At 32.4% G+C, this 12438-nt stretch carries 9 protein-coding genes; 4 read left to right on the forward strand and 5 right to left on the reverse strand.

All coding sequences use genetic code 11. From position 1 onward, the window contains the following. Positions 1–55: 55 nt before the first annotated feature. The 4 genes from N4T77_RS16170 to N4T77_RS16185 all read right to left on the reverse strand — a co-directional run bounded on the left by N4T77_RS16170 (position 56) and on the right by N4T77_RS16185 (position 4589). The gene (locus N4T77_RS16170) at positions 56–988 is read right to left on the reverse strand and encodes a DUF2935 domain-containing protein (RefSeq protein WP_261672878.1); all 933 of its coding nucleotides are present in this window, start codon (positions 986–988) and stop codon (positions 56–58) included. A gap of 196 nt (positions 989–1184) precedes the next feature. Beyond that, on the reverse strand, positions 1185–2387 hold the full coding sequence (locus N4T77_RS16175) for an ABC transporter permease (protein ID WP_261672879.1): 1203 nt from the start codon (positions 2385–2387) through the stop codon (positions 1185–1187). Next, positions 2384–3535, reverse strand: a complete 1152-nt coding sequence (locus tag N4T77_RS16180) for an ABC transporter permease (RefSeq protein WP_261672880.1) — start codon at positions 3533–3535, stop codon at positions 2384–2386. Before N4T77_RS16180 ends, N4T77_RS16175 begins: the two co-directional genes overlap by 4 nt. Positions 3536–3548: 13 nt before the next feature. After that, on the reverse strand, positions 3549–4589 hold the full coding sequence (locus tag N4T77_RS16185; RefSeq protein ID WP_261672881.1) for an HlyD family secretion protein: 1041 nt from the start codon (positions 4587–4589) through the stop codon (positions 3549–3551). Positions 4590–4977: 388 nt separating this feature from the next. Between N4T77_RS16185 and N4T77_RS16190 the strand changes: the two genes are divergently transcribed. Further along, the gene (locus tag N4T77_RS16190; RefSeq protein ID WP_261672882.1) at positions 4978–5421 is read left to right on the forward strand and encodes a MarR family winged helix-turn-helix transcriptional regulator; all 444 of its coding nucleotides are present in this window, start codon (positions 4978–4980) and stop codon (positions 5419–5421) included. Between the two features lie 175 nt (positions 5422–5596). Here N4T77_RS16190 and N4T77_RS16195 read toward each other — a convergent pair whose 3' ends face one another. Further along, positions 5597–9883, reverse strand: coding sequence for a 2-hydroxyacyl-CoA dehydratase (locus tag N4T77_RS16195; protein WP_261672883.1), 4287 nt, complete (start codon positions 9881–9883; stop codon positions 5597–5599). Between the two features lie 422 nt (positions 9884–10305). On the opposite strand from N4T77_RS16195, the gene N4T77_RS16200 reads away from it, so the two are divergent. The 3 genes from N4T77_RS16200 (at position 10306) to N4T77_RS16210 (ending at position 12429) form a co-directional block, all read left to right on the forward strand. Continuing rightward, complete coding sequence (locus N4T77_RS16200; RefSeq protein WP_261672884.1) at positions 10306–11064, forward strand: ABC transporter ATP-binding protein; 759 nt, start codon at positions 10306–10308, stop codon at positions 11062–11064. Further along, positions 11064–11867: an ABC transporter permease gene (locus N4T77_RS16205; RefSeq protein WP_261672885.1), complete on the forward strand. Its 804-nt coding sequence runs from the start codon at positions 11064–11066 to the stop codon at positions 11865–11867. The genes N4T77_RS16200 and N4T77_RS16205 overlap by 1 nt, the downstream gene beginning before the upstream one ends. Before the next feature lie 202 nt (positions 11868–12069). Next, entirely contained in the window at positions 12070–12429 is a 360-nt protein-coding gene (locus N4T77_RS16210) for a tetratricopeptide repeat protein (RefSeq protein ID WP_261672886.1), read from the forward strand. Positions 12430–12438 lie beyond the last annotated feature (9 nt).

The raw sequence follows: 12438 nt of genomic DNA on the forward strand, positions 1-12438 counted from the left end.
CTTCGCCTTTTAAGAAGACCATTACATAATCTAATATTTAAATTTTATATAGGATTTATTCTATCTTACCTTTTTTAAAACTTTTCAACATTCTTATATAATGATTTGCTTCTCTAACTACATGATCACCTAAAAGTGGATACGCAATAGACTTAATCTTACATTGTACTAGTCCTTCTGTACCTTGTTTTTTAAAATCTCTAATATCTATTGCATTCTTAAGGCTTCTATTAGTTACTTCTGGTAGCAGTGCCATGTCTTGAGACAGGCTCCTAGCCTCTTGAGTAAGCTCATCAAACTTTTTCCCAAAGTTATTTGCAGTATCAAACAATTTTTCCTCAGTAGGATCTAAAAGTCCTCTGATAAACTTAGAGTGTTCAGCCATAATCCTGTTCCAGAAGGTCTCCTGATATGCGGCTTCTCTTGCTATGTTAAACTCTTCCCTTCTCTGAAGCATGGTAAGCATTCTTAGGTAAAATTTAGCCTCTCTTAGAATATGGTCAAGAAGTAGTGGATAGTTTGTTGTAAACATCCTGCAGCATAAAACATTCTGAAGTATATTACTTTTGAAACCTGCGATTTGCTGTGCCGCTCTTATAGCCCTATTGTTTAGATTTTCTACCATTCTTACAGTATTCATAGAAATCTGTCCTGGACTACTCATAGCAAGAGATGCTTCCATTCTCGTTATGTTCGGATTAACTTTAATATTAGTATAGAATTGAGTTTCTCTTTCTGCATCTAAAGTTAGGTCAGTTACTAATTCACCAGAGTTTGCAACTTCAGGACTGATTATACCCTCAGACATTCTAATAGTTTCTACAAGAAGCTGGCTGAATATATTTTTTAGTGCCTCTGACTGTTCAATGTACTGTTGATCTCTTGTAGTAAATGCTGCCTCTAAAAATATAGAGTGTTCTTTAGCAATTCTCATAAAGAATAGGTTTAACTCCAGGGATTGTCTTACAAATTCGCTATTTGATAACATATTAGACCTCCATATATTTACTCATCATAACATAATATGAGTAATAGAATTACTTTACTACTATATAGTAAAATAATTAGCATTCTTCTTAGCAGCCCTTTCATGTCATTTTTTAAATTATAGTACCAGTTTACAATAAAATATAGCGTTAAAAGAACCAAGCATAAATAGTACGCTTGGTTCTTTTAACGCTATATTACACAGCTATGTTAACTTCATTATCAACATCATTGTCATTTTCATTAATATCCATCAATTTGCCCTTCTTATTGCGAATTACGCTAACGGAGTATAAAACCAATCCTATAGGAAGCCAGAATAAAGTATATTTAAGTCCACTATTTATATAAGGAAGTATAACCTCCCATCCTACTCCTTTTAGATTTAAATACTTCAATGGTATTGCAACATGTATAAATGGCCATAAAGCTCTAACAACCTGTGAAAATCTACCCGGCATCATATATTCAGGATATGTAACCCCACAGGTCATAATCATAACCAAGTTAGACATAAGATAAAATTGAAAAAAGTAAACATTATTATTAATAAAGGATGAAAATACTAATCCTACAGCTGTAAGATTAATAAAAAACAAACTCATCAATACAATATATATCACTATGTCCCCCCGAAGAGGAAGCCTATACATTTTTCCAATAATACATAATGCAGTAAAGCTCGATATAATAGATACAATAGAAATCAATAATATTCTTCCTAAAATATTAAAAATGTTTTCTATACCTTCTTTTGACCGTAATTTAATAGAAGAAAAAACCTTTTTCTTTTCTATTAGAAGCGGCATTATAAATTGCGTTAAAAAAACCATTTGTATTGAAAATGGTACAACAGTATAAGCTAAATTTCTAATATAACTAGATTGAGGATCATAAAGTGTACGTTCCACATATGAAAAAGTCCCAAGAGTACTTTTCGCTATGTAGGGCAACAGATTATTTCCTTGTAAAACATTTAGTTGTATACCTGCGCTTAGCGTACCTAGAACTGCACTGCTATATCCTAATGCATTACCTCCAATAATCATATTAGTTCCATCTACTAATATGAGTGCATTAGGTGCTTTCTTTAAGCTTAAATTTTTACTAAAATCTTCAGGTATTATAATGCCTCCATTTACTTGCTTTTTCTTAATTGCATTTTCTAGTTCAGCCTGAGAATCTGTGTAATAGTTAACCTTTAGCCCAGGGTGATTTTTAAGTTGTTGAACAATGCTTCTTGACAAGGACGAATTGTCAAGATCTACGACTCCGAAAGGAATATTTTCTACGAAAACCTTACTATAAACAAAACTTACAAGAAGTATTCCGATTATAGGAGTCATAATAAAGCTAATAACATTATTTTTCTCTTCCTTTAGCAACTTTAGTAACTTCATATTTCTACCACCTCACTGTATTCTGGCTTTTCAGCTTTTTTACGTCTAGGTAATCTTTGAAGCATAAATATTAAAAATGTAATGCCCCACATAATAATTACAAATTTAGAAAGCCAGTAAATACTAGGTAAAACATCTTGTATGTTGCCCCCTATAAGTGATAAATCTCTCATAGGTATAGCAAAGTATGTAAACGGAATATACTTTGCTATAGTTGAAAAAACATTGGGCATAGCTATTAATGGGTATGTATAACCTGAAAGCATAAGCGTTGTTCCTATTATGCCGCAGGAGGACGTTGCTGCTAATTTATCCCCTTTTTTAAGCAAATTCATGAGTATTCCAAAGTTTGTCATACCAATACTGAAAAGTATAGTTAATATAACCGCTGCAATAATAGAGCCTCGATAAGGAAAAGCAAAATATTTATATTGAATCCCAATAGTTAGCGAAATAGAAACCGCTCCTACTAAAGCACAAAGGATTCCTTTAAAAAAGAGGCGTATATAATTCTCCTTTTCCATTATCATAACACCTACTAAAGCAATTCCCATTTGAGCAATGACTAATAAAACTCCCTGCAGCATGAAATTAGGCATATTTTTTGCAGGATTCCCTATAAATCTTGAAGTATATGTCATCGGAATAATATTTTCCTTAACTACGTTTGGTTTTAGACCAAGTTTTCCTTCGCCTATGCTAATTAAATATCCTGTTTTTATAGTACTTAAAACTTCTGAAATTTTTCCTTTTGCAGAACTAGCTAATGAAGATTGTGCTCCATCATAAAAGGTCATAATTTTAGGAGACTTGCCATTTAATAAGTCTCTTGAAAAACCTTCAGGTATAAGTATTCCTGCTGCTACTCTTCCCTCATCTATTAGCCTTTTAATATCATCATCATTATTACTGTATGCTATAACATTAAAGGTTTCATTTGTTCTTATTTGCTCTACAAGGTTTTGAGTTGTTGAAGAGTTATCATGATTTACAATGATAGTTGGAACACGACTAACCTGATGGGCACTAAATTCGTACCCCAGAATGAAGCTGGACATAGTAGGTATTACTAAAAGCATAATTATAGGGATCAATATATGCTTAAATCCTGCCAACTTTCTGAAAACATAAAATATCTTTTCTTTCATAACAAGTACCTCTTTACTTTCCAAAGTCAACAAAAGCTGTCATTCCCGCACGAAGAGGTACATCTAAGTTATCAAATTGAATTTTAACCCCATAGGATAATATGTCAAATTCCCCGTTATCATTTGTTGCTCTTTTAACTGCAAAGTCAGCATTTTTGTTAATTCTAGCAACCTTACCAGTAAATTTCTTGTCCTTATAGCCAGGAATTTTTATAGAAACCTTTTGATCCAATTTAACTTTTGAAATATCAGTTTCTCTTACGTTGCACATTATTGAAGGGTCATTAGTATTTGTGATAACAATCAGCGGCATTCCTGAGGACACAAGATCACCGGATTTCACGTTAAGCTCAGTGATTACCCCATCTGCCGGAGCTGTAATTGTAGTATTTTTCATGTTAACATTAAGCTCCTCTAATGCAGCTTGAGCCTGTTTAAGTTGTCCTTCTACAGCATTAACTGCTGCACTTGCCTGTTCTACCTGTGCCTGTAGTCTTGCTATAGCCTCAGGTCTTGTCCCTTTTTTAAGTAACTCATATTTATTTTTTGCAATTTCAAATTGAGACTGAGCATTATCTAGAACTTCCTTAGCTGCATATCCTGAATCGAATAACTGTTTTGTTCTATTGTAATTCGTTTCAGCAAGATCACAAGTTATTTTAGCTTGGTTAATTTCTTCCTCTCTTGAGCCATTTTGCGCCTCCTGGAGCTGAGAATCCACAACATTTCTAGCAGCTTGTGATGCACTGAGCTGTGCAGTTACAGTTTCTATTTGAGCTTGTATCTGAGATTTTCTTGCTGCTAAAGAATCGCTATTTACTGATACTAAAACTTGACCCTTTTTAACAGTATCACCTTCTTTTACAAATACTGTTTCAATTTGGCCTCCGGTTTGAGAATTCACATTGTTACTTTCCATTGATACATTTGATTGGACCGTCAAAGTCTTATTATCATTATTTATTATTTTATCTCCTGTTAACTTTGTACATGAAGTAAAAAAAATTGCCATGATTACTAATGATAATAATGCAGTAACTTTTCTAATTTTCATAAAAAACCTCCTAAACAAAATAATAGTTTTAAAACTTTTTTTGATTAAGGATAAGATTTCCTATAAAATTAAATGAGAGATTATATTAATTTAGAGAAATTTTATTGTTCTAAAGTAATTTAGTCTGTAACTTAATGATAGATATGTTGATTGTGAAAAAATTTGATAAACCTGTAATTACTAAAATGAATATCTTTTGGAATTAGAGCGACAATACAAAATTATATATAATATTGAAATATTGTCAATATAAATATTGAACTTTTTTATTAAGAATTTTATAAATAGAGAAGTAAAGACAATTTAAATCATTATAGTTGCAAAGGAAACTAATATCTGCTATACTCAAATTAGTTTCCTTTGCAACCAACTTAAAGGAGATGTTGATATGAAAAATGAATCCTTTGGAAAATACATAGGTGCGATTAATAGAAGATCTCAAAGTTTGATAAACAAAAAACTCGAAGGAATTGAAATTGGAAGTGGACAGTATGAATTTTTTTACCTTATATCACAAAATCAAGGGATAAGTCAAAAGGAATTAAGTGAGAGATTAGAAATAGGCAAAGCTACAACTGCAAAAGCAGTTAAGGTTCTTATGAAGAATGGATATGTAAGAAGAGAAAAAGATTTAGAGGATAAAAGATTTTATAAACTGTATCTTACAGAAGAAGGTACAAAAATTGCTCATTTGGTCACCCCAGCTCTCGAAGAAATAATGGCAATTTATTCAAGTGGTTTTACAGATGAGGAAAGTGTTTATGTATTAAAGGTATTGAAAAAAATACTTAATAATGTTTATAATGCCACAAAAGACATGGATTTGGACTAAATAAAAGAGCTTATTGATATACTTCTACAATGAAAAAAACTACAATAAAGTTTTTGGAATTTCCCAAACTTTACTGTAGCCTTTTTTTATTAACTAACAAAACCTTATTTTATATTTTCTCGCCCTAATGTAACTATATTCCATATACTTGAGACATTATGGATTTTATATCTACCTATTTTTTTATCTTTTCTGCTGCAATTTGCTCTCTAGCTTCTCTATCCAATCTTGCAGCTTCACTTTCCATAGCCTTAAATGCCACTGAAAGCATAAGTTTTATTCTATTAAGTTGATTAACTTCACTAGCTCCTGGATCATAATCTATAGCTGCTATATTAGCTCCTGGATATCTCCTTCTAAGCTCTTTTATCATTCCTTTGCCAGTTACATGATTAGGCAGGCATGCAAAGGGCTGCATACATATAATATTTTTAGCACCACTTTCTATTAGCTCAACCATTTCTGCAGTTAGGAACCATCCTTCTCCTGTCTGGTTGCCTAGGGATACTATAGGTGATGCTCCTTCTGCTAATCTTTCTATATCCACTGGAGGATCAAATCTATGACTATTTAGTAGTGCAGCTCTCATATATCTTCTATAGAACTCGATAACTTTAATAACAGCTCCTCGAATAGCCTTACTTACTCTGTCTCCTGATAAATATTCATATTTAAATTTAGCATCATAAGCGCAGTATAGGAAAAAATCCATCAAATCTGGTACTACCGCTTCAGCACCTTCTTTTTCAATTATATCAACTATATTGTTATTGGCTGTTGGGTGGAATTTAACAAGTATTTCTCCTACTACTCCAACCCTTGGCTTTTCTATATTATTAATTTCTAGAGTATCAAAATCTTCTACTATAGAGTAAACATTTTCTTTAAACTGCTTGTGATTTCCGTTTCTCACATTTTCCTTGCATTTTTCAATCCATTTTTCATATAAAACATTTGCAGATCCTGAAATTTTCTCATATGGTCTTATTTTGTAAAGTACTTTCATAAATAAGTCCCCATATAAAATACCTATGATTGCTTTATTTAAAAGACTAGGCGTGATTTTAAATCCAGGATTCTTTTCCATACCTACAAGGTTTAAGGATATTACCGGAACTTGAGGCATGCCTGCATCTTTTAATGCCTTCCTTAAAAAGCCTATATAATTTGTTGCTCTGCAGCCACCTCCAGTTTGACTTATCATAACTGAAATATTATTTAAATCATATTTATTAGATTTAAGTGCCTCAATTAATTGTCCAACCACAATTATTGACGGATAACAGGCATCATTATTTACATATTTCAATCCTTCATCTACAGCTTTTTTATCTACTGAAGGAAGCACTTCTAAATTATACCCACAGGCTTTAAAGGCCTCTTCTAAAAATTGAAAATGTATTGGTGACATCTGAGGGCATAAAATAGTGTGATTTTTTTTCATTTCCTTTGTAAAAGCAACTCTTTCATCAAGTAAAGTAATCTTATGTGGTTTAAATTCTCTGGCATCTCTTTCTTCTAAAGCTGCCTTTAAGGATCGTATTCTTATTTTTACAGCACCTAGATTACTTCCCTCATCTATTTTTAATACTGTAAATATTTTTTCGTAACTATTTAGTATTTCCTGTACTTGATCTGTAGTTACTGCATCCAAACCACAACCAAAAGAATTTAATTGTATTATATCTAAATTTTCCTGAGTAGCTACAAAGCTTGCAGCAGCATATAATCTTGAGTGATATACCCATTGGTCTACAACCCTTAGAGGTCTTTCTATTTCCCCAAAATGCGCTACAGAGTCCTCTGTAAGCACTGCCATTCCATAGGAGCTGATTATATCAGGAATACCATGGTTAATTTCTGGATCTATGTGGTATGGTCTTCCTGCAAGTACTATTCCTCTTTTTCCCGTTTCATTAAGATACTCTAAAACCTCTTTACCCTTTTGTCTTATATCTTCTTTTACAGCTCTATCTTCCTCGTAAGCCTTCCTAACAGCTTCAGCGATTTCACTTTTTGGTATATTAAACTCTCTTAGTTCGTCAAATAATCTTTTTATCAGTCTATTTTTGTTATCTAAAGGCAAAAATGGACTCATAAATTTTATATTTTCTTCCTTTAGAATGTCCATATTATTTTTTATTACCTCAGGGTAAGAAGTAACCATAGGACAGTTGTAATTATTATCTGCCTCTATCTGTTCTTTTTGTTCATAAGGAATACATGGATAGAATATGAACTTTACCCCTCTCTTAACTAAGCTTACTATATGCCCATGTACTATCTTCGCAGGGTAACAGGCTGACTCGGAAGGTATAGTTTCAATTCCAAGTTCATATACTTGTTTAGATGACCTTGGAGACAACTCTACTCTAAATCCTAATTGGGTAAAAAAAGTAAACCAGAAAGGGTAATTCTCATACATGTTAAGTACCCTTGGTATTCCTATTTGGCCTCTTTTAGCCTCCTCCTTTTTAAGAGGAGTATACTTAAAGATTCTCCTATATTTATAATCATATAAATTAGGTATATCTACATCAGCTTTTTCTAACCCAGTTCCCCTTTCGCATCTATTTCCTGAAATAAAGGCTCTTCCGTCAGAAAATGTATTTATAGTAAGAAGACAGTTGTTAGCACACTTTCCGCATCTCTTCATATCTACTTCTGTAGTAAACTTATCCAACTCATCAGAACTTAACAGTGTGCTTTTATATCCCTCTAAATACCTCTCTCTAGCAATTAATCCGGCACCGAAAGCCCCCATGATACCTGCTATATCCGGCCTTATTACCTCTCTTTCTGATATAAGTTCAAAGGCCCTTAAAACAGAATCATTATAAAAAGTTCCGCCTTGTACAATTATCTTGCCTCCAAGTTCTTTCGGGTTTCTTATCTTTATAACCTTAAAGAGAGCATTTTTAATTACTGAATAGGAAAGACCTGCGGATATATCTCCTACAGTAGCTCCTTCCTTTTGTGCTTGTTTAACCTTGGAATTCATAAAAACTGTACATCTAGATCCTAAATCTACAGGGTTTTTTGAGCTTATTGCTGTTTCCGCAAATTCCTTAACATTCATGTTTAATGAGTGAGCAAAGGTTTCTATAAAAGACCCACAACCTGAAGAGCAAGCCTCATTCAACATGATACTATCAATAACACCTTCTTTAATCTTTAGACATTTCATATCCTGTCCACCAATATCTAAGATAAAATCTACTCCTGGCCTAAAAAACTCTGCTGCCTTGTAATGAGCTACCGTTTCAACTTCCCCTATATCCACTAAAAGCCCAGATTTTATAAGCCCCTCTCCATACCCGGTAACTGCTGAGTTAACTATTTTTGCTTTTGAGGTTAATCTGCCATATAAGTCCTTTAATATATTTATTGCAGACTTTAACGGACTTCCTTCATTGCTTCCGTAAAAAGAATAGAGAAGATTTCCCACCTCATCTACAAGTGCTGCCTTTGTAGTTGTAGATCCTGCATCTATTCCTAAAAAACAATTTCCTTCAAAATCTTCTAAACGTTTTTTGTTAACAGCATATCTACTATGACGTTTTCTAAACTCTGCTAACTCCTCTTCGTCTTTAAAAAGAGGTCTTAAGGACTGTACTTCCCCAGTGGTAACAAGTTCTAGTTTAGGGAGCCTTTCTACCAAGGCACTAGAAGAGATAGTAGATTCTTTTTTTGAAGCTAGTGCTGCTCCCATAGCCACAAATAACTGAGAATTCCTAGGAAATATCACTTGCTTCTCTGTTAGTTTTAAAGTTTCAATAAATCTCTTTCTAAGCTCAGATAAAAAATAAAGAGGCCCCCCTAAAAAAGCTACATTACCTTTTATTGATTTGCCACAAGCAAGTCCACCAATTGTTTGATTTACTACTGCCTGAAATATTGATGCTGCTATATCTTCTTTGGCCGCCCCTTCATTTAATAAAGGTTGAATATCAGTTTTAGCAAAAACTCCACACCTTGCAGCAATAGGGTAAATCACCTTATACCCCTTTGCCAGATCATTTAAACCCTGAGCATCTGTTTGCAGAAGAGATGACATTTGATCAATAAATGCCCCAGTTCCTCCAGCACAGGTTCCATTCATCCTTTGATCTATTCCATCGTCAAAAAAGGTTATTTTGGCATCCTCACCACCAAGTTCTATTGCAACATCAGTAATTGGAATAAATCTTTCTATGGTATTTGTGCATGCTATTACCTCCTGTATAAATGGTATATCCAACCATTTAGATACAGATAGCCCACCTGAACCTGTAGCCATTATCGTGATATTCGCATCTTTAATATGCTTATAGGCTTCTTTTATAACGCTGATTATAGTGCTTCTTATATCAGAAAAATGTCTTTGATAACTGCTATATACTATACTATCTTTATTGTCTGACACAATGATTTTTACTGTAGTTGACCCAATATCAAGTCCTATATGAAATAACTTTCTCATAAATCTTATCACCTTTTTACAAATTAATAAAAACAGTTCGATTGAAAGTATAAACCTATCACAACATTATATTAATCCTGAGACCATTTGTTAAATGTCTTGTTTACTATTAAATATATAATTTTTAGTGAAAAAAATAACCATACCTTTTAAATATACGGTTATTATGTAAGCCTATAGATTTAATTAACTTTTAATTAAGATTCAACTAACTTTTTATTAATTTTTATTTAAATCTATATGCTTTCTCCTATTAGGACCTGTTAAAATTACCCTGTATATTAATATTATAACATATATCTGCCTTTGTCTATTTCAAATTTTTGGTTATACACTGTACAATTATAAATTAGCAATATATCCTCCTAATTCATATAATGAACTAGAATATTTTTAAATAAAATTTGATAGGGGATGATCTTTTGAACAAGGTATCAATTAACAATATTCATATGAACTATCACTCCTTGAAAACTTGGACTAAGGCATTAAATAATATATCCTTTGACGTAAAAGAAGGAGAATTTTTAACTATTGTTGGTCCTTCTGGTTGTGGGAAATCAACGCTTCTAAATATAATTGCTGGTCTTTTAAAGCCATCTTTTGGTGAAATCCATGTTGATAATGAAAAACTATCCTCTGTTTCAACAAAAATGGGTTATATGTTCCAAAGAGATCAATTATTTGAATGGCTCACTGTGTGGGACAATATAGTTTTAGGGCTTAAAATTCAGCATAAATCTATAAAGGATTACAAAGAAAATTTAGACACACTTCTTAAAGACTATGGTCTGTGGGATTTTAAGTCTCATTATCCTGATGAACTTTCTGGTGGAATGCGTCAGAAAGTGGCTTTGATAAGAACCCTTGCACTGAATCCAGAAGTACTATTGTTAGATGAACCTTTCTCCGCTTTAGACTATCAGACTAGACTTAATATAAGTGATGAAATATTTAAGATAATAAAAAAAGAGGGTAAAACTGCCATAATGGTTACCCATGATATTTCAGAGGCAATAGCAATGTCAAATAGAATAATTGTCTTATCTAAGAGACCTGCAGAAATACGAAAAATTTTCGACATCCAGTTTGCAAATAATCACGATTCGCCATTAAAGTGTAGAGAAGAACCTGAATTTAGAGTTTACTTTAATGACATATGGAAGGAGTTGAATACTTAATGAAAGATGAAATTAGAGAACATGATTTATATATTCAAGGAGTAACTAAAAGAAAAAGAAAGATTATAGCAACAAGATTTATAATACTAATACTATTCTTTGCACTTTGGGAAATCGCTGGAGACCTTAGATGGGTAGATCCTTTCCTCACCAGTACTCCGTCAAGAATGTGGAAGGCTCTCATTAAGTTATATGCTGAAGGAGCTTTATTCAAGCACATTTGGATAACTTGCTGGGAAACTATAGTTGGCTTTGTACTTGGAACTATTCTAGGAACTATAATTGCCATTATCTTATGGTGGTCTGATTTTGTTTCTCAAGTTCTAGATCCATATATTGTTGTCCTTAACGCTCTTCCAAAAGTAGCTCTAGCCCCTATTATTATATTCTGGGTTGGTAATGGTGCTGCAGCTATAATTTTGGTAGCTCTATTAATTTCTATAGTAGTAACAATTCTAACTGTGTTAACGGGATTTAAGGAAGTAGATATAGATAAAATAAAGCTTCTTCAAACCTTTGGGGCTTCCAAATTACAAATTTTAAATCATCTTATACTTCCAGCTTCTATCCCTACTCTAGTTTCAGCATTAAAGATAAATGTAGGTCTCTCTTGGGTCGGAGTTATAATGGGAGAATTCTTGGTAGCAAAGGATGGTCTAGGCTTCCTAATAATCTTTGGAGGTCAAATTTCTCAATTGGACACAGTTATGCTTAGTATAATAATACTAGCTATCCTAGCTTATATAATGTATGAAGCTGTAGAATTTATTGAAAAACGGGTAAGAGTAAAAGCTCAACATTAAATCTAAGTATATAACCTAGATAATATATCTTTGTAAACTTACTCTCTTAGCTCATTTATTCATATTAGCTATATAGAAACAGATTACTACTTGTTGAATAAAAATCCAATATGTGGTTAATATCTTAATATTAAATCTTATATTTTATAAGATTTTCACGGAAATCTAACAGAAGAATATAAGACACTCAAGGAGGATTTAAATGAGCTATTTTCAGAAGGCTAATGATTACTATAATACTAAAGATTATAAAAAAGCTATAGATATGTATGAAAAAGCTATTAAATATAAGGATAATGAAGCTTCTTCCTTTTATAATTCTGCTGTATGTTTTATTAAGCTTAAAGAGTATAAAAAAGCCATTCCTCTGCTAAAGTCAGCTATTAACTTAAAAATGGATAGTAAATATTTTTTTAATCTTGCATACTGCTATACTATGTTAAAGGATAACAGAAAAGCTTTGGTATACTTTAATACAGCCTGGTGCTTGGATAATAACGACAGTGATTGTGAGAAAGCTATAAACATCATATTAAAAAACTACTTGCTAAAGTCAAATTAGAAATAAGCA

This window comes from Clostridium sp. CX1 (genome assembly GCF_025398335.1).
Lineage (GTDB): Bacteria > Bacillota > Clostridia > Clostridiales > Clostridiaceae > Clostridium_AM > Clostridium_AM tanneri.

What these genes read in the sequence shown, in the direction of transcription:
- N4T77_RS16205 (WP_261672885.1), top strand. Translation starts at nt 11,064, where the DNA reads ATGAAAGATGAAATTAGAGAACATGATTTATATATTCAAGGAGTAACT.
- N4T77_RS16185 (WP_261672881.1), bottom strand. Translation starts at nt 4,589, where the DNA reads ATGAAAATTAGAAAAGTTACTGCATTATTATCATTAGTAATCATGGCA.
- N4T77_RS16210 (WP_261672886.1), top strand. Translation starts at nt 12,070, where the DNA reads ATGAGCTATTTTCAGAAGGCTAATGATTACTATAATACTAAAGATTAT.
- N4T77_RS16175 (WP_261672879.1), bottom strand. Translation starts at nt 2,387, where the DNA reads ATGAAGTTACTAAAGTTGCTAAAGGAAGAGAAAAATAATGTTATTAGC.
- N4T77_RS16170 (WP_261672878.1), bottom strand. Translation starts at nt 988, where the DNA reads ATGTTATCAAATAGCGAATTTGTAAGACAATCCCTGGAGTTAAACCTA.
- N4T77_RS16190 (WP_261672882.1), top strand. Translation starts at nt 4,978, where the DNA reads ATGAAAAATGAATCCTTTGGAAAATACATAGGTGCGATTAATAGAAGA.
- N4T77_RS16195 (WP_261672883.1), bottom strand. Translation starts at nt 9,883, where the DNA reads ATGAGAAAGTTATTTCATATAGGACTTGATATTGGGTCAACTACAGTA.
- N4T77_RS16180 (WP_261672880.1), bottom strand. Translation starts at nt 3,535, where the DNA reads ATGAAAGAAAAGATATTTTATGTTTTCAGAAAGTTGGCAGGATTTAAG.